Origin of the sequence: Leptolyngbya sp. FACHB-671, from assembly GCF_014695745.1 — a bacterium.
Lineage (GTDB): Bacteria > Cyanobacteriota > Cyanobacteriia > Elainellales > Elainellaceae > JAAUTN01.
In genome coordinates this window covers 22064-46988 of the sequence record NZ_JACJOV010000125.1, presented here as the reverse complement: position 1 = coordinate 46988, position 24925 = coordinate 22064, and the positions used below count along the sequence as shown (strand labels likewise).

Sequence of the window (24925 nt, the reverse complement as noted above, 5' to 3'; positions counted from 1 at the left end):
ACGGAATTTAGACTTTGCGCAAAAAGCTCAATAGCTCTCGGTTCACGGTTTGAGGAGCTTCTTGTTGAATCCAATGACCACAGTGAGGCACTAACTTGATTTGAAGAGGAGCATTGACAAATTGACTGATGCCTTCAGTTAGGGTCTGACTCAGCAAAAAGTCGTCTTCGCCCCATAACACTAAGGTCGGGACGGTAATTGGATCAGGCGATCGCCCCCAATTACGAAACCAAATCTGGGGAGCCAGCCATTGGCGGTAGTGGTTAATCGCTGCAGACAGGACACCTGGTTTTGCTAGAGCTGCCCGATAAATCTCGGTATCTTTAGCAGTGAATGCACCTTTACGGATCGCCTGCTCCTGAAACAGATTTTTGACAAAACTCTGTAAGTTCTGCTGAATCAACCACTCTGGCAATCCAGGAATCTGAAACGCTAAAACGTGCCAACTGCGCCGCAGTTGATCCAGATTGCTGACCATTTCCTGCATGAAGTGCTGCGGGTGAGGTGCATTGAGGATGGCAAGGCGATCAAGGTACTGGGGAAACTTTTGGGCCATGTGCCAGGCGATCGCCCCACCCCAGTCATGTCCCACGACGTGTGCTCGTAAATAGCCCAATCCTTCGATCAAGCCGCGAATATCGGCACTGAGCGTATCCAGGTCGTACCCACTTTGAGGTTTGTCGGAATCGTTGTAACCACGCAAATCGGGCACCACCACCTTAAAATGGCGTGCCAAAGCTGGAATTTGATGTCGCCAAGAGTACCAGAATTCTGGAAAACCATGCAGCAAAATGACTAACTCCCCTTCGCCTTGAGTAACACAATGTAAGCGAATCCGATTTGTCTCAATGAAGTGGTGCTGCCATGCAGAACTAAGTGCGGTCATAGAAGTTGAAGAGAACAGAATATTAGGTCTTTTTCGCTACTGAAGCCTAAATCTCCGGACTACTTGCATGACGCTGGCAGACCAGAGCAAATCTGGAATTCTAGCAAGTTAGCTGCTTTCGGCAGTTGAAAGTTAGCAAAAGCAGATGGTTATGAACAATACGGCTGTCAGTGCTGTCAATATTGTTACATCTCACAGCCTACTTCTGATGATATTCAGAACTAGCTACAGCATTGTCACTAAAAAGCATCGTGGTAAACTCAATCTCAAATCTCAACCAGAACTCGGCTCTGAGCTTAAAATTCTTCTATCCCTTCTTCCATGAGTAATCCGCTTCGGAGACTCAAATTTCTGCCCTGGTTGCCTCTTTTTCAGGTAGCTGCATTGGCTACAGGTTTAGCTTTTGTTGTAGAGATTTTGTTAATTGCAGGAACCCAATTCTCTCCTATCGCTGAGACGTTAGAAATCCTATTTCAGCCGCCGCTCGCTTTATTCGTTTTACTTGCGGCTGCAGTTGGCTTGGGAGCATTGGCTACCCTAATTTTGGAGCGCTTTCACCAAAGAGTTGTAATTAACACGTCTGTGCTTTGGGCGCTGATCTTGTGTGTCATGGTAATGCTGATGGCGCGATCGCTTCTACAACTTCCTGTCCTTTTTCTTGCACCAGATTACATGACCTTGATGGGAGTTTTGCTGGGTGTGTTCTGGCAAGGAAAAGCATACTGGCGGTGATACTAGCTACCAGAATCAAGCTCGGCTTCTTCTGGTAAATCTAGATCCAAGATGGCATCTACGGTTGACGGGCTAGTTGCGTCGTCTAGAGTAGTTGTGGCGACCTCAGGATCGGGCTGAGCTGAATCTGGAGTGGAAGTGGGTGCAAACGTCGGGGGAACTTCCTGGGCAAACAGACGGGCGATCGCCTCTTCTTCGGCAATTTCTTGAGGTGGTTGGCTAGCAGCAACTTCGGGTTGAGTTGGAGGCATTTGGACTGGCTGAGGTCTAAGACGATCCGCTTCAATGGCGCGGGCGATTGCCAACAGCCGCCGTTCCTGATCGCTGGAAATGCGGTGCAGATTATTGCCTAACCCTGGAGCATCCCACTTGCTAGTATCTGGATCAAGGAAGGAGCGAGTTCGTGCCCAAAGGACTGCATCTGAGCCGCGCATTCCCATCTCGTGCGCCTGTTCCAGCCAGTCAATATAACCTCCTCTGCTCAGAGCCGCCCTTGGGGCTTGATTTGCGAGATCAATGCCGTTTAGTCTTTCCTCTAAGGTCAATTCGAGATTGCGGGCGATCGCCTTCTGCTGTAGGACCTGGGCTTGTTGTCGCAACCTTGCCAGTTGCTTTGCATCTGCTTCTTCAGGTGAACTTGCTCCGTGCTGGTAGGAAAAACTGCCCAAATTCCAAACGCCATTACCCGGATCAACGTGCCCATAGTAAGCGGGGTTGCGATGTCCATCTGGGTTGCGGGTGCCTTCTGCGCTACCGACTGCCCTGGCAACCAACGAATCAGAACCCCCCTCAAACAATCTGGCTTCTATGTCTTGCTCCTGAGTAGGGGGTGTGGGTGTGGAAGAGAGAGCAGAATTAGGGGTGAAATTGCCTGAACTCGCTGCCAATTCTGTTGAAGGAGACGCTTGTGGAGCAGGAGCTACAGCAGGGATGTCGAAGCTCAACTCCGCAGGCTTGATGGGTGATTCAGTCGAAATTACTTCAATTTGCGGTGGGGTAACTGAAACGGGTTGGGGGGGCGGCGGTAAGGTGTTGGTAGGCTGATCTGAGACTCCAACTGGAATTGCAGTTGCCTGAGTCGGAATTTCTAGCGGTTTTACCTGAGGTGGTGCAGTATCAACGGGAAGCGCTGATGCTACAGCAGGTGCTTGCTCGACTATTGGTTTAGGTGAACGGGGAGAGAGATCAAAGCTGAGAGCTAAATCATCTGCCCGAGCAGCTACACCGTTGGTCAGCGCAATTCCAACAGAAAAAGGGGCGATCGCCACCCAGCGCAACAAAGACTTACAGAGGGTTTTCATGGTTTTTTCAAAGTTCGCTCCAGGATGTCTACGGCGGGCTCAACCAGAGCCCACCTGCCATCAGGCTGTCTTCTCAGTGCCGCGAACTGAAGATATTCGCCCGACCCAATCACTTCTCCCTGGCTGACTTGCCCTAAAGTAGGACGCTTTAGCCCACACAGGCGAAACAGGTAAGCCGGAATCTGAGGCGTGGAAAAAATGACACATCCTTTGACATTGGGTTGGACCCTGCCGTCGAATGGGGCATAAACCGAATCGCCTTTCAGCTCAATTGAGATATCGCCCAATCCGCCCAATACCCGGTGTCCGGCGATCGCATCTCCAGGTGCTAACTCCCAGTTCTGGTAAATCTGAATTGCTCGGACTGCTTCTGTAGGACGGTTGGTACAGCCCGTAACCGATAGCAACAACGCTAGCGCCAAGCCAACTTGTTTAAGTTTGAAGATGAACTTACTGATGGCTAAACTGATACCCCGCATACTCATCGTCCTCGTAGAGAATGACCAGCCAGGTCTGAGGGTCAAATTCAAGAGGATACGCTTCTCGTTCGGCCGCAACGCCAGCCCGAACTTCTAAGCTCGGCAATTGGCAATAAGGCTCTTTTAGAATGTCTCGAACTCTTGCTTTTGGATCTCGCTCTGGCACGATGAGCAGTTGAAGCAGTTGCTCTCTTGATAGCGCAACCTCTGACTTCACGCTGCTCGGGCAGACTTCACCCTTACTGCTACTGGAACTGCCCGAAGGAACCATACCGCGTACATCTATCAGCAGCCCTACAAGCGCAAACATCAGCCCGCCTGCAAGCAATGGTTTTAGAGTAGATCGTTCAGAATCATGGTGCTTCATCTTGTCCCTCAACTTCTAGAAACACAAAGCAGGACAGCACAATTAAGAGCCACGCGCCTAAGAAGATAGACATCACAGCAGCTTTCCCCCAATTAGCAAACCAGCCATGACGAGAAATAGACGGTAACCCCAGATCGAGCCGGCTTCAGGAGAAACAGCAATCTGGTAGATGGCGATCGCTGCTGGCGTTAGAATTAGAGCCACGATTGGCAGCCACAGCCCTGGAAATGATGCCAGCACTAGATTGATTCCCACTCGCGCGATCGTCGAGCCAATCACCCAGATCACTGCATCTGGCAAGCTAAAGGAAGGTACTGCTATGGGTGCAGCGCGATTTCGGGAAGCTTTGGAGGCTTTACGGCGACGAGCAATCAACTGGCTGGTCAGTTTGGAGAGTCGTTGCCACAGCAGTTTTCCCCAGACTCCAGCCATTTCAAGAAACAATTCAGGTTCGGCAGCGCGACGTCTTGACACACCAACATGCTTTTGAGGTGAAGCAGAACCCGGTCTGCCTGCTCGGTAACGTAGCGATTGAGCCATCAAAGTTGCTTCTCGCTCTGCCTTAAACAAATCGATTGTTCGCGTCGTGATGATGAACGCCCCGTTGGGTTCTCGCTCTACACAGGGCACTACTTCTGTTAAGTATTCACAAACAGGAATTTCAGATGAAAATTCCTCTGCATCTTCTGGAAGGGTCTGGCGATCGCGCTCTAGCCTTTCAGCGATCGCCCTGAGTTCTAGAAGAGCCACCTCTTGCGCTATAGAGAGTTGATTAACTAGTTCGGCCTGAGCTTCCAAGCGTTTAATCTCTTCAGCGATTTGCTCTGCAGACGTGACACGAGGTGGCTTCAGGTTTAGCTGCTGAATCTGAAGCTGGGAAGCCGGACGTTGCGGCAGTACTTCAATGGGTACAGAAAAGTTGTCAGGTCGACTACTTGCTAGAGTTGCTGAAGCAGAACCATTCCTCTGAGGAACATGAACTTGGGACGGAGGAGAATACTGATAAGCTGGTTTACGTCCGCTCTGGAGTGCCTGAAGCTTGGCTTGAATGGCTTTAATTTCTGCTTGCGACTCTTTCATATCAGCTCCTTTGGGGTACCTGACTACTCTGATATTTGCTGATGCCTTAGAATTAGTACAAGTGTACTATAAATAAGCTTTTTTGCATCCCCCTAGCAAAATTTGTGGCAGCCGTTTTTGGGGTAGGTTTTCCCTGCTTCAGCCCAACGAAAAAGAAATAGAGGCAGTGACCCACAAGTCACTCCCTCTATTTCTTTTCTATTAAGTTGTAGTTAAACAATCCGTCTGTTAACGGACATCATCATTGTTCAGATATGACCTAGATTCGTAGGGTTTGTCTCCCCCGTTCACATCAGGTGAAGAAATTGGAGCTTTAGGAATCTCGATGACCGGACGGTCTACAGCAATCATCAGCGCAGTGGTAGAAACATCAGGGACATCGGGAAACTCAGCAACCTGCGGTGCAGGAGATTGGTAACCCGGAGAAAACACGTTCGATAGTACACCCACGAATGTTGCGGCGATCGCCACCCCTGCCCAAGCCAGAGCTATTTTGGGTCGGCGGCTCAGCCGAGAAAAGACCTGTTCCGCAGCTTGTTCTGCGGATTGTTCGGGAGCAGGGATGGGAAGAGACTGCATTCCCTGACGCAATCTTAAAAGACGGCTATATAGGCGCTGGACTGTTGGATCATTCTGTAACCAGCCTTCAACCTGGCGACGCTCCGCCGCAGTTACTTCGCCATCCAGATAGGCACTCAGCAGCTCAAAGCGATCACGCTTTAAGTTATCTAATGCACCCAAGGGCTGCTGATTGTCCATTCCATCCACCACATCACGGTGTGACGGTTGATTGGAATCGTTACGAGCACCAAAATTAGAGGTCATTTTCAGATTGGAAAGTCAAGTACCAGGTCATACGTAGCAACGAAATCGAGCAAGTGACTGACGTAGTGGCAAACGATGCTCATCTAGTCAGATCATAGGTTAAGTGGCTTGAAACAAGCACCAACCTGAAGCAAAATCATTAATTCGGCGTAATCGTCTCTAACCTGGTCCATTGCTCATCCACCTCCTCAATTGACCTTGTTATCGACCATCAAGATAATTCTGTAACTGATACTGTAGCCGCTGACGCGCCCTAGCAATCCTAGATTTTACGGTTCCTAAAGAAACGCCTGTAATCTCGGCGATCTCTTCGTAGGCCATCCCTTCAATTTCCCGGAGTACAATTGTGGTCCGAAAGACTTCGGGTAAGTCGGCGATCGCCTCGCGCAACTGGTCATAAAACTCGCGAGTGATTAAATCTTCTGCTGGCCCGGGATCATCCGAGGCAATTTCCCAATCCATCTCACCATCTTCCACAGACCGAGGTGCATCAAGAGACAATGGACTGCTGATGCGCTTACGTTTGCGGAGTTCATCATAAAACAGGTTGGTTGCGATACGACTCAGCCAACCGCGAAATTTAGAGGGTTCTTGCAATCGGCGAATATTTCGATAAACCCGAATCCAGACTTCCTGAGCCAGATCTGCGCGATCTGACCAATCAGGAGCCAGATGGTATAGCACCTTTTCGACGTGGGACTGATAGCGGCGAAGCAGTTCAGCGAAAGCGGCTTTCTCAGGGCGTAACCCAACTTGACATTGCAGGATCAGGTCATAGTTAGAGAGTTTTTCAGCTTGCACTGGAACTTGAGGCATTGCCCCAGCCACTGACCAAGATACGGGAAAAGGATGACTCATCGGCAACGCTTGACTATGAGAGGTTCCGTCTTTTGATGACGCTGGCATGTCTGAGAAGTTCCCACAGATACTGCATAAGGTTTACTAGGCTGCAAATTCGCATCAGGTCTTTTTCAAGTTTGGCTGAGCGGTACAGCTAGGAGTTCACGACTCAGAGTGTCTGAGAACTGAACTGATCAGAAGGTTTGCTCATCCTAAAACTTCCAGAAATTTTAAGCTTTAGTTTTGAGTTTTCCACCTGAAGCAGCTTAACTTTATCGTCTTCAGCCAAATGGCTGAGCCAATCTGTGGGACGGTTTTTGATCTGCACACTGATCAAGCTTTGGCTCTGGCTCTAGTTTTGAGCGATCGCCAATACTCTATAACTAGCTTCAGCACGGTGATTGAGGCGCTGATTCACAAAAGCTTTATTAAGATGGCTGGCACCCTATCGCAACGATGAACCTCTTAATAAGAGGACTCAAAGTGAACTTTGCAAGTTTCCCAAAAAATGCTCAAGTTAAATTTAGTCCAACCCAAGCCTCAATCGGGTCAGTTGACTTAACAAGGTGCATTCCGGCTTCTGCAAACCGCTGAAAGGCAGACTCTCCCTGCTCGGTGAAGTCAACCACATCAGGTACCACAACTGGAGACGAACAATCTTCTAGCAGGTATACTTTGCTTGCCAAGGCTGGATCAGTTGCTTGAATTTCAGTTAATAAATCATCGATCGTCCAGGCAACACAGTGGCTTTTGGCTTGACCGGCGATTGCGATCGCATCAAATTTCAGCAGCTTTTGTAGAAACCGAGTATTTTTCTGGGCGATCGCTCGCTTTTCCTGGTCCTCCAGCACCTCAGGCTGAAGCACCGAATAGTTTTCTGTCAAAGGATTGCTGCCCTTGATTTCCAAGTTAGTTTGGCTTTGACGAGCTAAGTTGTGAAAAAAACAAGCTTCCTCAAACGCAGACACCAAAGCGTGCCCTACTCCGCCCAACATGGAATGGTAAGGCCAAATCGTCAGAGGATATTTACCAACCGAATCAAGCTTGCGAACGTAATGCAACGCATAGTTTTGTAGTGCGGCGTAGTCCATCTGCACCACTCCATGAGCAATCGCTGGATTAACTTGCCAGACTCCCTGCTCCACATCCGTTAGAGAAATCATCGTCATTGCGAGCGGGTGCTCCCCCACCTGATTCACCCAAAACACCGCATGAAAAATTTGAGTTGCAGTGTGAGTGTCCATCGTCGGTGCAATTTCGCTAATTACCCCCAAATTGCGATAAATGAATTCACATAAGCGAACGTTGTCCTCCACGGCACCCATGCCTGATCTGCCGCCTACAAATAGCTCAAACCCAGGAATACAAAACGTGTTTTGGACATCGATTGCTAGCAGACAAATTTTTGTCTTGTCATCCACAGCAGATTGCAGTTCGTGCTGTCTTGCCCAACTTGCAGCCTCTTTTGCCCGATCCTGATAGGGAACGCGCCACACTTCTCCTACCTTTGCTGAGTCAAAGTGTGTGGGAATCGGAAGTTGGGTTTTAGCACTCATCGTCTTCTCCTGGTTTTAGGATCTTTTGAAGCTACGTAGAATGAAGTTTCTGCAAATTAGCAAAGTGGGCGTGGGGAACTACTTCCCCACGCCCGCTCTACTTATATTCGATCTAATCAAATACAAAAAACCTTGGAGACCTTAAGAAATCAGAAAGGGCATCGACGACTGACCGTGTTTCGTCTCGATGCCCTTGCTGGTTCGCTCCTCACACTGACATAACTCTAGCAGACCCCCTCCGATTTGTCATTAGTTTGAAGGAAATTTCACAACGGTGTGACACGCTTCATAACTTCGTAGGTGCATAAACATCTAAGCCTTCTTCTAGTAAAGCTTTTAGAACAGCTTGAGTTGCCAGTACGAGTCCTAACCGAGCTTGGGCTAATTCTGATTCAGCAGTTTTAATTTCTGCAAAGACACGACAGGCGGCGTGGAATTTGATGAAGTTTTGGCTAAGGCTCTTGCCTACCTTCAGGATCGAGAGCTGAGAAGGTGCATCAGAAAGTGTATCTACCGTGGCGACGAGTTGAGAAATGAGCTCGTGTTCGGCGGGGTGCTGAAATCGTAGTGACTGTCTTGAATCGAGCCAGGGAAAAGGTTTCGGTATTAAGACAGACCCAAACTGAAGGTCACTAGGGCTACCTTCAGATGAATTTTCTGACGAACTCAGTAGTCCTACCTGTTGAGCCAGATAAATTTGAGAACAACATCGCGCATGAGTGTGCTGGAGTTCGAATAACCTGGTAGAATTACGCAAAAGTTGGTTATCATTTTCATGAACATTTTTCTGCCTAAGGCGATCGCCCAGGCGAATAGACCGTTCAGTTAGGATTTGTAGCCAGCTAGCCAGCCCCAAGTCACTGAGTTGCAGATGAATCCATCCTGAGGGGACAACCTTAACAGTGAAGTTGCGCCAAAGCGCATCAGACAAAGGTTGATGGACTATAGCTTTGTCTCCAACAGCTTTTATTGAATTGGTTAAATACGCACTGATTGTCTGAGCAACAATTGTCTGAGCATCGATTGTTTGAACAACGTCCACTGATTCACCTGGTAGCCTTGAGAGCTTTAGAGCGATCGCGGATACGTACTCAATCTCAGAAGTGCCTCGATTAATTCGGTTGAGCGGAACAGTTTGAGGCTGCTCTATATCTTTAGATAGATAGCCTTTACAAGATAGATCCGATACCTTGTCTCTGCGTATTATTTCCTTCGACAAACGAATAGCTTCTTGTATTTGCCTGATCAGAATTGGCTTTAGGGCGATATGAGCAATATCGGTCGAGAGCAATTTCACTGCAATCTGTTTGTTACTTACGACACACAGGAGCTTTCCTTGTTTGCCTAATAGCAAAATTTGTCAAAAAAAGCTCACTTTCATAATAAGGAGTAGTTCTGTAGTTCAGTCTGCGTCATGCAATAAGAGGACCTACGTATTTTTCCCTACTTGGATAGGGTGAGATGAAGTTAAGCTTGGCTTACCCTGTTGGCCAATTTCGGTTTGAGGAGTTGAGTCCAGCCCCCTAGCGCACTCAATTCATAAATGATTTCCCAGAGTATTCACTGATTCTTCGAGCTTCCGACTATGTACTCAGTATCCTCACAACAACCCGAGACAGCCCGTCCTTTCCTCACTTGGCAAAGAATTTTGGACTGGGCTCAAGAACATTATCGCTGTCGGACTTTTGCCAAGGATGAGAAGATCCCGGCTCGACCTGGACTCCTTTATTTAGTTCAACGAGGAGCTGTGCGATTAGTGGGCGAAGCTCAGGTGAGCGCAACTGCCAGCAACTCTTCTCGTCTGCCCCGAATTAATTCTGAAGAAGCATTCTTAGGGTTTGTGGGTGCCGGACAGCCTTTTGAGATTGTGGCTCAGTCGCCTTTTACATTGCAGAGTTTTGCCCATGTTGACAACACTGCTGTGATTTGGATGTACTGGCACGACCTGGATAATTGGCCACATTTTCGCCGTGAAGTGCTGGATGCTTTTCGCTATCAGCATCAACGCAAGCTTTTGTGGCTAAGTACGCTGGGGCAGCGTCGTACCATTGACCGCCTGTTAGGGTTTTTGACCCTGCTAATTGAAGAGTTTGGTGAACCTTGCGAGGAGGGATATTGTCTGCCTTGGGCGTTGACTCACGCTCAAATTGGTAGCGCTATTGGCTCAACTCGGGTTACAGTAACCCGCTTGATGGGTAAACTCCGACAGCGATCGCTAATTCGTACCTATGGCGACAATTTACTTTGTTTGCCTGCTGAGTCCGTCATTCAGCGGTAAGCCAAACATTGCTGTAGCCTCGCAGGCTCGGACAAAATAGCTAGGAGCGCCTCTGCTGACAGAAGGGGCGCTTTTTTGCCGTCTTTAACGAATTCGGACAAACCCAGACTCTTCAATTAGTGCCTGCCCTTGATCCGTAAGCAGTAAATTGGCGTAAGCTTCTCCAGCTTGTTGATCGATTTGACCATTTTGCTTGACCACAACAAACAGCCTACGAGTGATCGGGTATGCGCCAGTTTGAAATGCATTGAAGTTGAGTTGAGTCCGCTCAGCCGAGCCGCCACATTGAGAACCAACAATCAACGGCTCAACGTAGGGTGCAACAAAAGAATCGCCAGAACGGGCACCCAAGGGAAGGGGCTTCACTGTGCATTGACCTACAATCTCCGGAGCCGAGGCATAGTAAATTCCACCTGGATTCGTTGAAACTTCGCGTAGGGCTTGGGTGGTGGTGTCGATAAAGCTGATATTGCTGCCAAAATTCTGTCCACCCAAAATGTTTGCTACAAAAAATTCTACGGTGCCACCATCGTTGACCCGACGGGAGTAGGGGGTGATGGGTAAGTTAGGTCCGCCAACTTGGCTCCAGTTTGTAATTTGCCCAGTGTAAATATCTCTCAGTTGATCCAGAGTTAGCCCAGGAAGGTTGAGGTTAGGGTTGACGGCGATCGCAATTCCTTCCAGCGCCACTGGGATTTCTCGCAAGGTAAAGCCGCGCTGTTCTGCTTCTTGATACTCTTGGGGATTGAGAGAACGCGAAGACTGAGCAAACGTAAGCTGATTGTCGAGCAGCATCCGAATGCCGCTAGCAGAGCCAGGTGTTTCTCCTAAAGGAGGGTTGGTGTAGCGCAGTTGATAGCCAGACCAAACACTCTGAATTACCGGATCGATCTGCCCACGAATAGGTGCCCAAGTTGTGCTGCCACCATAGCTAAACAAACCAGAAGGAACGTTGGGCACTCCTGCAAAATTGTCTGCAACAGGGGCAGGCGGTGGTGCAGACGACGAGTCGGAACCCGGTGTGGAAGAACCTGAAGTTTCTCGCCCAAGCAAATCGCCAACCCCAGAACCGGAGCGGGTAAACCACCAAGCGCCAGCGCCAATCAAGCCGATCGTGATCAGCAGAGAGAGGAGCAAGGTAGGTGTCTCGTTCTTCTGAGCCATAGTTGCTGAGGTGCGATCGCACACCCTTTATAGTTCTACAGAATAGTTCTATAGATTTAAGGCTTGATTAACCGATTTGAATTGTTGAAGCAGTCGCTACTGCACAGGCACGAAATCGTAACCATAACCAGAACGAGATCCTGGTTCAATGATCACAAGCTGCTCTGCCTGATTGCGATCGCCCGATGGCAAAAACCGAATCGTACCCGTTGCGCCCTCGGCCGCAAAGTTGCTAGCACTTAGCGTTTGTTCAATACCTTCACGGGTCGGGTTACTTTTCAGACCCGCAACTAAAGCCTGCGTTGCGTCATAGGCCATAGCTGTTCGCCAGTTAACATCGCCTCCCCAGAAGTTTCGAGAAGATTGAACAAACGCTGCTTGAGGGTCCGAGAGAATATGCCAGGGCACTGCAACCACCATATCAACAGCAGCTTCTCCACCTACCTGAAGCGTCTTGGGATTGTAAATACTATCTCCACCGAGTAAGCGCAATTGCCCACGATTGACCGTTACGACTTGCAGCGCTTGATCAAGCGTAGCCGTATTGGCAATCAAGACTAGGACTTCAGCGTCCTGTGAAGCAGCTTGTTGAAGCGTGTCTGCGGCGCTAAAAGCGGGGTCAGCCAGGTCAAACTCTGCCAAAATCTGTCCGCCATCCCCGTAAAGTGCCGTTGTGAATTCATCCTTGAGTGACTGGCTGTAGTCACTCTCAGAATTAAAGTAAATTGCAGCATTTTGAGCTTGCAAGGTGTTGACCATGTAGCGAGAAAGCGCTGCAGCAGTAAAGCGATCGCTGGGCACCGTACGAAACACATAGTTACCAACTTCCGAAAGCTGCATTGACGTACTCGTTGGCGAAATCATCACTAGTCCAGAATTCTGATAAATTTCTGCCGCTGCCAGCGTAGCCTCACTACCAAAGTGCCCGACCACACCCAACACCTCTGAGTTTTCTGTTAGCGCTTCAGCAACCTGTCGGGAGACCTGGGGGTCGTTGTCATCATTGGCAATCAGCACCTTTAGCGGCACACCGTTGATGCCACCTGCCTGGTTAATTTCAGTTTGAGCCTGAGCAACACCCCGAAGAATTTCTAGAGCCGGATTTGCAGAAGTTGCTGCTGGAACCGGAACGGCAATGCTGTAAGCGGTCTGATCGCCGATTTGAGCATTGTTGAGATAGATCAATGCCTCCGGATCGTTTCGATTAGCCTGGAGCGCTGCTTCTAGATCGGAAACGGCCTGCTCAAAGTTGCCGGAGGCGATCGCTTCCACGCCTGCCTGTTTTTCAGGCGATGTCTCCGCAAACAAGACTCTTTCTCCTGAACTCAGGCGCTCTTGAGTCGGTGTATTGCTTGCATTTTGAGGAGAATCAGAATCACCATTTGCCGCTGTTGGATTTTGAGCTCCTGGAGTCAGCGCTCCTGGAGCAAACCGATTCAACACCCACCAGGCTCCACCACCAAGCAGCGCTAACGTCAGCAACAGGGACACGATTAAAACAGGAGTTTCATTTTTCTGAGCCATAGCAAGTTCGCACCTCTCTTACATGTCTCTTAGATGAAGCGGGACAGCAGCGCATAAATCAGGCGGAAAATCACTGTGATGGCGATCGCCAGCAGTCCTACCAACCCCGCCAAAATGATCAGGGTTGAAAGCGATCCTCCTGTTCGCAGCACCACAAAGGCAACCACCGCTAGCGTCACTGCCCCAATAATCGGCAAGTCCCATCCTTCAATGACGCGACGGGTTTGAAGCAAGACTAAAACGGCGATCGCCAATAGCGGTAACCCAGCACTGAAGAGCAAAGACCCAGAAAAGCTATAAATGGCGATCGCCAGCAGCCCTGCTTCAAAGCCAGTAAATCCAGCGCCTCTAATCAATTCCAAGGTCGAAAAGGGGCGTACAGCAGGCTGCATTCCGGGTTGAGCAGCCGGGCGCATCGCGACAGGAGCGGGTGTAGGCGCAGGTGCAGGGGATGGCGCAGGCGCAGGACTAGAAGGAGGGGGAGGAGGGGGTGCCTTCCTAACAGCAGCGGCTGATCCAGATGAGGGAACTGGGGGTGGCGGAGGCGGAGGCGGGGGTGGGGGTGGAGGCGGTGATGCAGGTCTGGCAGTTGGGCCGGCAAGCGCTTCTAGCACCTCATTCGCCGACTGAAAGCGCTGTTTAGGAGACTGCAGCAGCATTCGGTTGAGGATCGCTTCCAAGCGATCGCTCACCTGAGCATAGGCTCGCCACGTCCATTCGTTGCCATACGAGTCATACAGTTCATCGGGTTGCTTTCCCGTCAACAGCGTAATGCAGGTAACGCCAAGCGCGTAGAGATCAGTCGCTGGATAAACCACGTTACCCGCCATTTGCTCGGGTGGCGCAAAACCCATCGAGTAAATTCCAGTTGAGGCCCTGCCTCCTTGAACTGCGGCGGCTGAAGTCAGCTGCTTGACCGCCCCAAAATCTAGCAAAAACAGCCGACCGTCCCGATGGCGCATGATGTTAGAAGGTTTGATGTCACGGTGAATTGAGCCGTTGCTGTGAACAAACCTCAGCACCTTGAGAATTTCGGTCAGCACTTCCAAGACTTCTGCTTCAGAGAACTGTTTCTTTTGCTCCAGTTCCCGCTCCATGTCCTGCCCGTCAATAAACTCTTGCACCAGATAAAAGAAGCGATCGGGCTTATTAGGAGTGCGACTGGGTACATCTAATTCAAAAAAAGCCAGCAGATCAGGAATCTGAGGATGTTTATTGCCCAATTCCTCCAAGACCTCGCCTTCCCGCTCAAATAGCTTTTGAGCCATTTCTAGCTGGGCCGGGCTGAGATCACCCGCAGGCTGAAACTGCTTCACCACACACTGGCGCATCGCAGGCGTGTAGCGATCGCGGGCCAAATACGCAGCCCCAAAACCACCCCTGCCCAGTAGCTTTAGCGGTACATAGCGCCCCACCAAAATCAACGGCATTCCGCAGGCTGTGCAATATTTTTGCTGCACTGTCTTCAGCGTCGCGCTGTTATCCAGGTCAGCAAAATGGTTGGCGGGTCGAGGGCAAACTGGACGGGTGCAGTGGACTTCCATAAACCTCGTGACTTACTTTCCCCCAGGCTTGGAGGTGGTTGCCTCCAATGAGAGCGGTTCAACCGGCTCAGCTGCATCTTGATTAATCCTATCGTCTACCGCAACAGGCTTATGGCTGGCGAACTGCGGCAAGATCTCTTTGAAGAAAGCCTCTGCCGCCTTAGAGCGATAGCGATTGGGATTGATAATCACCGAAAGTGTGCGATTGACAACCACATCTTCAATCCGAGCGCGATGCAATACGCCCATTTGCAGCTCTTTTTCGATCGCTGAGATTGATACAAAAGCAGCACCTAACCCAGCCTGAACTGCATTCTTAATTGCTTCAATCGAATTTAGCTCCATTTCGATCTTGAGGCGACGAGTTTCGATGCCGCAGCGCGTTAAAACTTGGTCAATCACTTTACGAATCGTGGATTGAGAATCGAGGGTAATGAACTGGAGTTTATAAAGATCTTCTTTTTGCACAGTGCTCAAATGGGCAAGAGAATGCAAAACAGGTAAAATCAGCGCAAGTTCGTCTTCTGCGTAGGGAATAATTTCTAGCGAGTCCTGTAATTCAGGAGGCACTTCACCGCCGATAATGGCCAGATCAATCTGCCCATTTGCTACGCTCCAGGCAGTGCGGCGAGTGGAATGGACGTGAAGCTGTACCGCTACATCTGGGTAATTCTGCCGAAACAAGCCAATCATGCGGGGCAGCAAATACGTTCCTGTAGTTTGGCTTGCCCCCACAATCAAGGTGCCACCTTGAAGATTCTGTAAATCTTCGATCGCTCGACAGGTTTCCTGGCACAGCGTCAAAATCCGATCGCCATAGCTGAGCAACAGATGCCCCGCTTCGGTCAACTGTGCCCGCCTGCCACCCCGGTCAAACAAAGGCACATCCAACTGTCGTTCCAGGTTTTGCACCTGAAGGCTAACGGCAGGTTGGGAAACATAGAGACTATCAGCGGCACGCTTAAAGCTTCCCTCGGCAGCGATCGCCTTAAGAATCCGCAACTGGTCCAAAGTAAAAGGAAGGTCAGACATGAGTGCTAAACCTGAAAGGAGATAAGGCCCAAAGGCTGAGAACGAATAGACCGATTAGGAAAATGGGACGGTGGAGAACCATAATGGATGGATATCTGAGTCGGTAAGCAAGTCACCTGATAAGCAAATCACCTGAGTTGATCAAAAATCACAATGAGCAGATTAGCCCTCCCTGGATTACCGTTTGGCATATGCCGCACTGAAGTAAACAACTTATTGCTTAGAGCGTCCTTATGAAGCGGGAGGTTGTCCAGGACTTTCTGAATTTACCAGGAATTGCGGGAGTTGCCCTAATGGATGGGCGATCGCGCCCGTACTTTTTTGGTGTGGATCAATCCCTTAACTTTCAGCAGAAAGAGGCCCTGGCTCAAGGCATCCAACAGGTTGTAGAGACAACCCCAGCAGACTTTGAATTCTTTGAATTTCAGTTTACCGGGCATCAAGTCTATATCTACAAGCTAAATCACGGCATTATCCTTCTAGTTTTAACAGGGAGCAGTCTGGTTTACCCAGCTTACCTACAGGCGGTTGAACAGCTAAAAATCGAGCTTCAGGAAGACATCGCCAACACGATCGCCACCTTTCGTCTCTTAGCTGGCAACATCACCTTATCCAACCAAAACTACTGGAAACAGCGTCCTGAGGTGAACGCGGCGGCTGAAGGTCAATCCCCTTCAGGGTCCACTAAACTGGAATCTCAATTTAAAACCCACACTAAAAATGGCACTCCGACCCCATCGTTAAACTCAGCTAACAAACATCTAGATAGTCCTCCTACTCAAGCGCAATCTACAGCTTCTGCCCCTCTCACCTCCCCTATAACCGACCAGATCAACCTCAAAGAATTGTTGCTGGCGCTTAACCACCTTAGTCAGTTCACCACTCAATATTTAGGCACAACCGTCGTCAACAACTACTGGAAATCTAGCCGCCCTGCCGTGGAATGGCTGAACAACTTTCAGATTGATCGGTCTGCTCAAATTACCTTCTCAGCCTCTATTGCCAGCTCCGACTTCATCACCATTAATCAACATCAGTACATTCAACAGTGGGTATCTGCCTTTATCGAACGCTGTGCCAAAGTAATCCGTGATTTCCCCCTCATCATTCGGCAAGCGGCACTCGATGATGAACAGAAAAGGCTCTTATTAGCGGATAAAGCTTAATTATTCTTCAAGGAAGATTCACCATGGCAAAAGTGGTCAGGCTAGAACCGATCGCCCAGGAAACCTCTGTTGAAACCAACGGTAATTTGCTGTCTGTCTTGATCAACAAAGACCTGGACGTGTTGCGGGAATGTGGTGGTCGTGGCATGTGTGCAACCTGCCATGTCTATGTGACAAAAGGAATGAACGCACTCACCCCGATCAACCGTCGAGAACAGCGCACCCTGGAAGTCATCACCACCTGCAAAACGAACTCTCGGCTAGCTTGCCAGGCCCGGGTCATGGGCAACGGGGTGGTTGTAGAACTACCACCCGGTATGTATATCAATTCCTTACAAGACATTGAAGCGCTGATCGGGCGACGTGCTGACCAGGATTTGCTTCACCCGATTACAGGACAAGTGCTTGTTGAGTCAGGCAAACTAATTACTCGCTCTACACTCAAGCAAATTGCAGATACCACCAGCTTTAAGCTAGGGCAGTACTTCTCACACACAACCGATGCTTAAAGTAAATAACAACTGTTGCTGAGCAACAGTTGTTATTTACATTTCAAGCTAGGGAATTCTTGATAAAAGTTAACCGACTGGAGAGTGAGCCGGAATGTTGAGTCAACTGGAACGCCTGAGCTTGAATGTAGATGGTCGGTATGCTGCAGACGACGAACTTCAGTTTGTCAGCGACTATGTCCAGTCTTTCTATTTAAGAGTTGAAACCTATCAAAAGCTTCAGGCGGCAGAAGCATCCATTGTTCAGCAGGTGCAAGCGCGAATGCGGGCGATCGCCCCTGAGCTGCTGAAGAACGGAAATGAAGACCTCAGCGCCAAGTGGAAGCGCGACACGATTCGCGTTTTGCGTTATTCAGCCATTGCCATGCTGTTAAATGACCCTGATAGCTTGCGCGATCGCCTCTTGGTCTGGATGCAAACCATCATGCGGGCTTTTGGCGCTCAACGAAGCTGCGACATGACCTACCGGATTATGCAAGAAGTTGTCAAACAGCACCTCACTCCCATTCAAGCCAGCCTCTTCTGCCCTATCTTGGAACTAAATCGTCGCTCACTGGGAGTGACGGCTTAACTTCAGCAGTTTTAAGCAGTTTTAGAAAAATCAGTTTTTAACCGGAGGTATAGCCTTGCTATGCCTCCGGTTTGCTCTTTAAAGTTTAATTTTTAGGCAAGGCATAACTCACTAATAACGTTTCTCTAAAAGGAGGCTACAGATGGAAGGGCAACTCGCGGAGTGGAGTGCCCTTCCATCTGTAGCCCTAATTTTTGGAATTGGTATATACAGGTAAAGTATGTAAGTTCTGATAGTTTCTAAGTGAAGTAGGGATAGAAGCAATTGGACGAACAGCCCAGACAGAACATTGAGGTAACGCGAACCTACCTGCAAATGACTCATCCTGATGATCTGAAACCTGCCAGGATTGAGGAGGATTTTCAGAACTCTGTTGAGCGTGCGCGAATTGAACGGGTGGTTGACTGTCCTGCTTCTTTTTATCGCTATTTCTACACAGAGGTAGGACGCGAGTATTATTGGTGCGATCGCCTCCCCTGGAGCAATGAGCAAATTCTTACCCATCTAAATCAAGCTGGTGTATCCGTCTGGGCACTGTATTGTGACGGCGCACCTGCTGGATTTTTTGAGCTAAAACAGCACCCCGATCGCTCCACCGAAATCGCCTACTTTGGGCTACTGCCAGAATTTACCGGGCGTGGACTTGGCAAGCATTTACTCACCTACGCAGTTGAACAAGCCTGGAGTATGAACCCCGATCGGGTCTGGCTACACACTTGCACCTTAGATTCACCTGCGGCTCTCCCCAACTACCTCAAGCGCGGCTTCCAACCTTTTAAGCAAGAGCAGTACGTTACTTCTATAGAGTCGTAGAGATATTAGTTGAACCGAAGCCCCTGGCAGATACGCTCCTATTGTTTGGTTGGCGATCGCTAATCCGACTAGGAGAAAGGGGCATAGGAATTTTATAGAGTTTTCACCACTCAGCAACCTCACGTCGCGAACCTGGTAGCCACCTTAATGCCCCAGGCTACCAGACTTTTGGGAGTATTCTTTGCCTCAAGCTTGCTTTACGCGGGCTTTATAGAGTGACATCTTTAGTGACAATCATTAAAAATCTGCAATAAACTAGTACCGAACTTTACTTTGCTTAATAAAACTGGGGTATCATCGTAATTGACTAGGTAATTGTTCTTACCGGATCTAATTTTCCAGTGTTGACTCGATCTGTCAAGGATAACTTCGTGGAAGTCCTGCAAGGTTACAGCCTCTTGATTTATAGGTTCGCGATACCTGCCATCTATCTGCTCTGTCGTCTTGGGCAGAGCCATCTCATCCAGGAGCGCCTGTTCTCTTCCCGCTTCCTCACTTCAGCTAAACGCGCTTCTTTACAGATCGAGCCTGTGTTGCTCTGTAGCAAGCCTACTCTGCAACCCGAATGTCCTTCACGCTTAGAACTTTTGGGTAGGCTCTCATGATGAGTACTGAATTTCCTTGGTTAACAGTCCTGATTCTGTTCCCCCTTCTAGCATCCCTGCCGATTCCCTTTCTGCCCGATCAAGAGGGCAAGGTGGTTCGCTGGTATGCGTTGGGAGCAGCCTTAACAGAATTCGCGCTGATTATTTACACCTTCTGGCAGCATTACGACCTTCGCAACCCAGAATATCAACTGGTTGAAACCTATAGCTGGCTTCCTCAAATTGGGCTGAACTGGTCTGTTGCAGTAGATGGGCTGTCGATGCCCCTGGTTATCCTGACGGGTCTGATTACGACGCTGGCGATCCTGGCAGGCTGGCAGGTGAAGCACAAGCCACGCCTGTTTTTCTTCTTAATGCTGGCGATGTATAGCGCTCAGATTGGCGTTTTTGTCGCTCAGGATCTCTTATTCTTCTTCATCATGTGGGAACTGGAATTGGTTCCGGTTTACCTGCTGATCTCGATTTGGGGTGGTGAAAGACGCTCCTATGCAGCGACAAAGTTCATTCTCTACACAGCAATTGGGTCGCTGTTTATTCTGTTAGCCGCCTTTGCGATGGCTTTCTACGGAGATAACTTCACTCTCAACATCTCTGAGTTGGGGATGAAGGATTACTCCCTAACCTTTGAGTTGTTGATTTACTCTGCCTTCCTGGTCGCCTTCGGTGTGAAGTTGCCGATTTTTCCCTTCCACACCTGGTTGCCCGATGCTCACAGTGAAGCTCCTGCCCCAGCATCAATGATTTTGGCGGGTGTCCTGTTGAAGATGGCTGGCTATGGGTTGATTCGCTTCAATATTGAGATGCTGCCCAATGCCCATGTCTACTTCGCTCCAGTGCTGGCAGTTTTGGGTGTGGTCAATATTATCTACGCTTCTTTGACTGCCTTTGCTCAGACTAGCTTGAAGAAGAGACTCGCCTACTCCTCGATCGCTCACATGGGGTTTGTCCTGATTGGTATCGCCTCTTTCACCACGCTCGGCATCAGTGGCGCAGTGCTGCAAATGGTGTCGCACGGTTTGATTGCAGCGGCTCTCTTCTTCCTGTCGGGTGTAACCTACGAGCGGACTCATACCCTGGCAATGGATAAGATGGGCGGCATGGCGAAGAAAATGCCACTGGTGTTTGCCTTTTTTACCGCTGGCTCTCTCGCCTCTCTAGCGCTTCCTGGAATGAGTGGCTTTGTGGGTGAATTGACGATATTCCTTGGCTTCACCACCAGCGATGCTTACAGTCCGACCTTTAAGGCAGCGATTGTGCTGCTGGCAGCGGTAGGTGTGATTCTCTCGCCAATTTACCTGCTGTCGATGCTGCGGGAAGTCTTCTACGGTTCTGAGAATGTCGAGCTAACCGCTAAGTTTAGCTTTAGCGATGCTAGACCCCGTGAAGCGTTCATCGCGCTCTGCCTGCTCGTGCCAATTGTGGCGATCGGAGTTTACCCGAAGCTGGCAACTCAAACCTATGATGTGAAGACCGTAGCAGTCGCAACGCAAGCAAGAAACGTGCTACCGCTAATTGCTGAACAGCCGATTCGCATCTTTACGCCTCCCTTCTTCGCACCGCCGATTTTGGGCGCTGAAACGAAGGAACTGGCTAGCTTAGCCGAATAGCTCCTAGCAGTTTAGGCAGGACAGTTAAACGAGATAGAGCGAGCCGGACGTATCCAGGATATGTCCGGCTCGTTCCTTTAAAGGGCAAGGTTTTCTAAAGACTTGTGAAGCAGTTTGATTAAAGCCTTACAGACATCCAGAATTCTCGCGGTTAGACTTGAAGTGAAAGACGTTCAAGCATGATGATGCGACTGCAACTTTTTGGGCGATCGCCACACCCCCTTTCTTGCCTAGTTCTAGCTGTTGCTCTAAGTTTAGGGTTACCGCTAAAGGCGATCGCAGTTGAGCGAGAAACCATCCTTTCCCTGATTCAGGACACTGCACCGCCAGACTTGCGATTTTTGCAGCCAGAAGCCGTTCCAGCAGACGGTTCAGTTATTACTGCGGATACCGTTTCTCAAACTGACCTGACTCTTCCTAGCCTGTGGTGGGCAGACGAACAGTTTGGCGGCAAATTGCTGAACAATTGGTTTGCTTTCACGGGCAGCAATGGCGAAACGCGCCGAGTAGACCTGATTGTCAATCAGCAAATCTGGAGTCTTTACAATTACCTGGAGCGCTATACCTTTATCAACCAGCTGGGTACCGCTGCACAAGAATTTGGCTACAGCACCAGAGTTTACAATCAGCAGCAAGAACCTTTAGCAGCTTATATTTGCGAGTTTCCAGTGGCTGAGATTGATGCTCAACGGTTGGTCAGCCCAGATGATTTGCCCGAGGAGTTGCCTCAGAGCGACTGTGCCATTCTGCTTGACTCGTTTGGGCAGGGTGGTTTGACTGGGCAAACTAACCCGTTTGAGCGCTTCACCACCCCCCAATAGCGTGAGTTAGCGCACGGTGTAAGTGTAGTTGCCCTGGCCCGTTTCGTCGTAGGAGTTGGCGAGAATTCGGTAAACTCCGGTTGTGGGTAGCGTGACGGTGATTTGAGAGTTGAGGTTGTCTGAGCTAATGTCGTCGTTTTCGGCAACGCGATCGCCATTTGGACCTAGCAAAATCAGATAGGTATCAAACTGACTACTCTCTAGCGTGATGGTGACAGTCTGACCTGCTGTACCAGAGAGAAGGTGTTCTCTAAACAGAGAGCCATCGCTAAGGACTGGTCCACCCGCGACTAAAGAACCCTGCCCCTGTAAAAGGTAATTCCCTGTTCCCGTAGTAGTGGAGTTGTAGGGAATGGTGCTGATGGGTGCCTGCTGTTGATTCAGTGCGAGAAACGTTTGACGAGCCTGGCTGTCACCGCGTCGTGTTTGGGCAGAAAATTGGCGATTACACTGCTCTCTCGTAATGCCGCTAGAGTCGCCTTGGACACCTTGGCGAAAAAGATTTTCTTCAAACGCGGGAATAAACAAACAGCCCTGGAGTTCGTTTTGGAAGGTTAGCAGAATGTTTTCAGGGTCACAGATGCCCCGCTGTTGATCCTGCGTGTTTCTCGAAAGGCACATAACTGGCTCGTTATTCAGGTAGCCAAAAGTTGCGTTTGAGAAGGCAGATGCACCATCTCTAACAAAAACTCGTTGAAATCGGGCAGAAATGACCTGGCAGCGCACCTCAGCTGTGTAGGGTGGGGGTGCCCAGGCAGACGTAAAGGTAATGAAGTCAATAACTTGCCCATTTCCAGCGGCAACCATGACTGGGGGTTCACGGCTTTCGTCACAGTAAAAGCCTGTCCCTGTTTGTGCCTGGACGGGTTGACGTAGCCCTGGCAGCAGGGAAATTGTTGCAGTCGAGCCAACCAGTAAAGCAACTAGGAATTTAGCTAATTTCATGGATATTTGTTCTAGTTCTAAAGGTGAAGAATGAGGGGGAAAAGCTAAGAAGGAGGCGTCTCGAATTCGCCTATTTACAGACAAACTCCACTGGGGCAATCTGGATCGGTGAAAGTGGGAGCTTGGGGCTGGGGTTGAGGTTGGGTCGCAGGACGCTGACGCTGCGTTTGAGAGCGGCGCTGGCTGGTTTGGCGTTGGCGGGGTTGGGATTGGCGTTGTTCAACGGCTCTTTGCTCGGCAACTCTTTGCTCAGCGGCTCTTTGCTCGGCTGCCCTTTGCTCAGCGGCTCTTTGCTCAGCGGCTGAGATTTCGGTGTTGGCTTTTTCTACGATGGGCGCTGCTTGCTGTTTCCAGTATTCATTGGCGATTTTTTCGGTTTCGGCGATCGCCGCCTGCCATTCACCCTGATCTACCGCTTCTTGGGCGGTTTTCAGCAGCCCCTCATCGGCTTCCCATTCCTGATTCCAGGAGACAATTTGCGCCTGCGCCTGCTCATAGATTGAGCTAGTTTCAGGAATTGCCCCCGCCATTGCTACGGCGTTTTCTAACTTTCCACCCTGATACTGCTCGGCTGCCAGTTCTAGAATTCGCTCAGACCACTCACCCACAAGGTTCTGAGACTCCTCATGGGCAGAATGACCTTCAGCAATTTCGCTGGCGGCAAGAATGGCATCTTTGAGTTGGTTGCTGGCTGCCAATGCCTGTGCCCGTGCTAATTGGCACTCTCCCAAAAGCTGCTGGGCCTGTGCGTCCCCAGACAGCGCCATCGCAGTGCGAACGCATTCCTCGTGGTTTCCTTCCATCTTCAAGGAAGTAATCTGACCCAGAGCAAATTGGCGCTGAGACTGGTTGTAGTAATTTAACCCAACGACGGTAGTGGCGATCGCCGCTGCCACTCCTGCTCCTACCCCTAGAAACTTCCAAGGGAAGCGAGGAGACTGCACTACTGTCCCCTCAGAGGGGGGAGAAGCCACAGTCGGCGGCACTTGCACCGGAGGAGAAGGCGGCTCCGTTAGGGGAACGGTTGGCGGTGAAGATGAGGAGGCAGCCCGAACCGACGCACCCAGCATCCCTTCAACCTGCATACCAGGGGGTACGGAAGGAGGCGCAGTCACAGGCACCGTTGGTGCAGAGGAACTGGGTACTACGGGACCTGGGGAGGACTGAGCAGAAGCAGGGTCAACAGACACCACTTCAGTCTCAGGAATGCTGCTGGCAGCAGCTACGGGAACTGCAGCTGAGTCTGGTTCGGGAAGCGTTGGCAGTTGCAGATTAACTTCCGTTGGGGGAAGGGGAAGTCCCGACAGAGAGACAGGAGTAGTCGGAACGGTCGTTATTTCAGGCGGTTGAGTTACAAGCGGGGGGGCGACACGTTGAGATTCGGTGGATGCCATCAGTGGCTCCAGTGCCCGCATCACTCCTTGCGTAGTCTGGTAGCGCTGGCGGAAGTCATAACAGACCATACCATCCAAAATTTGGCTAAATTCGGGACTGACATTAATTCCGTCTCTCCAAACGAGTTCGCCTGTTGTTGGGTCGTCTCGCAACTCAGTTGGATACATTCCAGTCAACGCCTGAATGCCCATCATGCCAACGGCGTAAATGTCGCTACATAAACGAGGTTTACCGCTGAGCAGTTCGTTGGGCGCGTAGCCCATTGTGCCTACTGCAACCGTCAGCATTGTCTTGCCTTGTGAAGTTACGACCTGAGTGCTGATTTGCTTGACCGCACCAAAGTCGATTAGCACTAGCTTGCCATCGCGCTGCCGCCGCCGAATGTTTGAGGGCTTGAGGTCGCGGTGAATGACCTGATGCTGATGGACAAAGCTCAGGACTTCGAGGATGTCCCACACCAGCTTGATTGCGTCTACCTCTGACCAGCGTTTGCCCAGCAGCAGTTCACGGCTCAGATCATGCCCTTCGATGAACTCCTGAACCAGGTAGAAGTCCTGTTTTTCTTCAAAATGGGCTAAAAGCCTAGGAATTTGACCATGAATGCCCAGCTTGTGCAAAGTTTTTGCTTCGGATTCAAACAGCCGTCGGGCAACCTGTAGCGTTAGCGGGTCAGTGAACTGCGGCTTAAGCTGCTTGACGACGCAAAGGTTATCTTCGGGGATATACGCATCTTCTGCCAGGTAAGTTTGACCAAAGCTACCGCCCCCCAGGTGCTTAAAGATCCTGTAGCGACTTCCAACAACTTGACCCAGCATAAAAATTCAGTGTTTTTGTCTATCAAATTAGCACGAAGCAAATCTGTCCCCAGACATAAATACAAGCTGC

General features: G+C 49.9%; 24 protein-coding genes. 9 read left to right on the top strand and 15 right to left on the bottom strand.

The genetic code is table 11. From position 1 onward, the window contains the following. Window positions 1-7: 7 nt before the first annotated feature. Entirely contained in the window at window positions 8-886 is an 879-nt protein-coding gene (locus tag H6F93_RS16565) for an alpha/beta fold hydrolase (protein WP_190642800.1), read from the bottom strand. A gap of 321 nt (window positions 887-1207) precedes the next feature. On the opposite strand from H6F93_RS16565, the gene H6F93_RS16560 reads away from it, so the two are divergent. After that, entirely contained in the window at window positions 1208-1618 is a 411-nt protein-coding gene (locus H6F93_RS16560; RefSeq protein ID WP_190642799.1) for a peptide chain release factor 1, read from the top strand. A gap of 2 nt (window positions 1619-1620) precedes the next feature. On the opposite strand, the gene H6F93_RS16555 is transcribed toward H6F93_RS16560, so the two are convergent. From H6F93_RS16555 to sigG, 6 genes are all read right to left on the bottom strand, one after another. Next, a complete protein-coding gene (locus H6F93_RS16555) occupies window positions 1621-2919 on the bottom strand; it encodes a hypothetical protein (RefSeq protein WP_190682819.1) in 1299 nt (432 codons plus the stop codon). Next, window positions 2916-3398: a hypothetical protein gene (locus H6F93_RS16550; protein ID WP_190682815.1), complete on the bottom strand. Its 483-nt coding sequence runs from the start codon at window positions 3396-3398 to the stop codon at window positions 2916-2918. Before H6F93_RS16550 ends, H6F93_RS16555 begins: the two co-directional genes overlap by 4 nt. Further along, entirely contained in the window at window positions 3370-3765 is a 396-nt protein-coding gene (locus H6F93_RS16545; protein ID WP_190682812.1) for a hypothetical protein, read from the bottom strand. The genes H6F93_RS16550 and H6F93_RS16545 overlap by 29 nt, the downstream gene beginning before the upstream one ends. A gap of 72 nt (window positions 3766-3837) precedes the next feature. Continuing rightward, window positions 3838-4845, bottom strand: coding sequence for a hypothetical protein (locus tag H6F93_RS16540; RefSeq protein WP_190682809.1), 1008 nt, complete (start codon window positions 4843-4845; stop codon window positions 3838-3840). A 228-nt stretch (window positions 4846-5073) separates the two neighbouring features. Next, window positions 5074-5670, bottom strand: coding sequence for an anti-sigma factor family protein (locus H6F93_RS16535; RefSeq protein WP_190642793.1), 597 nt, complete (start codon window positions 5668-5670; stop codon window positions 5074-5076). A 201-nt stretch (window positions 5671-5871) separates the two neighbouring features. Beyond that, the gene (gene sigG, locus H6F93_RS16530; RefSeq protein ID WP_190642792.1) at window positions 5872-6528 is read right to left on the bottom strand and encodes an RNA polymerase sigma factor SigG; all 657 of its coding nucleotides are present in this window, start codon (window positions 6526-6528) and stop codon (window positions 5872-5874) included. Between the two features lie 271 nt (window positions 6529-6799). Between sigG and H6F93_RS16525 the strand changes: the two genes are divergently transcribed. Beyond that, on the top strand, window positions 6800-6970 hold the full coding sequence (locus H6F93_RS16525) for a hypothetical protein (protein ID WP_190642791.1): 171 nt from the start codon (window positions 6800-6802) through the stop codon (window positions 6968-6970). Between the two features lie 52 nt (window positions 6971-7022). On the opposite strand, the gene H6F93_RS16520 is transcribed toward H6F93_RS16525, so the two are convergent. Together H6F93_RS16520 and H6F93_RS16515 are read right to left on the bottom strand one after the other, a co-directional pair. Continuing rightward, on the bottom strand, window positions 7023-8066 hold the full coding sequence (locus H6F93_RS16520; RefSeq protein WP_190682805.1) for a cysteine hydrolase family protein: 1044 nt from the start codon (window positions 8064-8066) through the stop codon (window positions 7023-7025). 286 nt (window positions 8067-8352) lie between these two features. Further along, complete coding sequence (locus H6F93_RS16515) at window positions 8353-9363, bottom strand: DALR anticodon-binding domain-containing protein (protein WP_190682803.1); 1011 nt, start codon at window positions 9361-9363, stop codon at window positions 8353-8355. Window positions 9364-9651: 288 nt separating this feature from the next. On the opposite strand from H6F93_RS16515, the gene H6F93_RS16510 reads away from it, so the two are divergent. Beyond that, a complete protein-coding gene (locus tag H6F93_RS16510; RefSeq protein ID WP_190642788.1) occupies window positions 9652-10344 on the top strand; it encodes a Crp/Fnr family transcriptional regulator in 693 nt (230 codons plus the stop codon). An 84-nt stretch (window positions 10345-10428) separates the two neighbouring features. Here H6F93_RS16510 and H6F93_RS16505 read toward each other — a convergent pair whose 3' ends face one another. The 4 genes from H6F93_RS16505 to H6F93_RS16490 all read right to left on the bottom strand — a co-directional run bounded on the left by H6F93_RS16505 (window position 10429) and on the right by H6F93_RS16490 (window position 15608). Further along, window positions 10429-11508: a substrate-binding domain-containing protein gene (locus tag H6F93_RS16505; RefSeq protein ID WP_190682800.1), complete on the bottom strand. Its 1080-nt coding sequence runs from the start codon at window positions 11506-11508 to the stop codon at window positions 10429-10431. Window positions 11509-11604: 96 nt separating this feature from the next. Then, a complete protein-coding gene (locus H6F93_RS16500; protein ID WP_190682796.1) occupies window positions 11605-13032 on the bottom strand; it encodes an ABC transporter substrate-binding protein in 1428 nt (475 codons plus the stop codon). Between the two features lie 29 nt (window positions 13033-13061). Next, window positions 13062-14576 (bottom strand): serine/threonine-protein kinase, encoded by a 1515-nt coding sequence (locus tag H6F93_RS16495; protein ID WP_190682794.1) that lies wholly within the window; start codon window positions 14574-14576, stop codon window positions 13062-13064. Between the two features lie 12 nt (window positions 14577-14588). Further along, a complete protein-coding gene (locus tag H6F93_RS16490; protein ID WP_190642784.1) occupies window positions 14589-15608 on the bottom strand; it encodes a LysR family transcriptional regulator in 1020 nt (339 codons plus the stop codon). A 233-nt stretch (window positions 15609-15841) separates the two neighbouring features. Here H6F93_RS16490 and H6F93_RS16485 point away from each other — a divergent pair, with 233 nt between their 5' ends. From H6F93_RS16485 to H6F93_RS16460, 6 genes are all read left to right on the top strand, one after another. After that, entirely contained in the window at window positions 15842-16774 is a 933-nt protein-coding gene (locus H6F93_RS16485) for a hypothetical protein (protein WP_190642783.1), read from the top strand. 23 nt (window positions 16775-16797) lie between these two features. Then, window positions 16798-17283: a 2Fe-2S iron-sulfur cluster-binding protein gene (locus H6F93_RS16480; protein WP_190642782.1), complete on the top strand. Its 486-nt coding sequence runs from the start codon at window positions 16798-16800 to the stop codon at window positions 17281-17283. A gap of 94 nt (window positions 17284-17377) precedes the next feature. Further along, the gene (locus H6F93_RS16475) at window positions 17378-17854 is read left to right on the top strand and encodes a bilin-binding protein (RefSeq protein WP_190642781.1); all 477 of its coding nucleotides are present in this window, start codon (window positions 17378-17380) and stop codon (window positions 17852-17854) included. A gap of 264 nt (window positions 17855-18118) precedes the next feature. Next, window positions 18119-18667 (top strand): GNAT family N-acetyltransferase, encoded by a 549-nt coding sequence (locus tag H6F93_RS16470; protein ID WP_199313771.1) that lies wholly within the window; start codon window positions 18119-18121, stop codon window positions 18665-18667. Window positions 18668-19268: 601 nt separating this feature from the next. After that, the gene (locus H6F93_RS16465) at window positions 19269-20879 is read left to right on the top strand and encodes an NAD(P)H-quinone oxidoreductase subunit 4 (protein WP_277882859.1); all 1611 of its coding nucleotides are present in this window, start codon (window positions 19269-19271) and stop codon (window positions 20877-20879) included. 179 nt (window positions 20880-21058) lie between these two features. After that, the gene (locus H6F93_RS16460) at window positions 21059-21700 is read left to right on the top strand and encodes a hypothetical protein (protein ID WP_190682791.1); all 642 of its coding nucleotides are present in this window, start codon (window positions 21059-21061) and stop codon (window positions 21698-21700) included. A 6-nt stretch (window positions 21701-21706) separates the two neighbouring features. Here the strand turns inward: H6F93_RS16460 and H6F93_RS16455 are convergent, their stop codons facing one another. Together H6F93_RS16455 and H6F93_RS33400 are read right to left on the bottom strand one after the other, a co-directional pair. Further along, window positions 21707-22645: a COP23 domain-containing protein gene (locus tag H6F93_RS16455; protein WP_190682788.1), complete on the bottom strand. Its 939-nt coding sequence runs from the start codon at window positions 22643-22645 to the stop codon at window positions 21707-21709. A gap of 74 nt (window positions 22646-22719) precedes the next feature. Continuing rightward, window positions 22720-24855, bottom strand: a complete 2136-nt coding sequence (locus H6F93_RS33400; RefSeq protein ID WP_199313770.1) for a protein kinase domain-containing protein — start codon at window positions 24853-24855, stop codon at window positions 22720-22722. Between the last annotated feature and the right edge of the window lie 70 nt (window positions 24856-24925).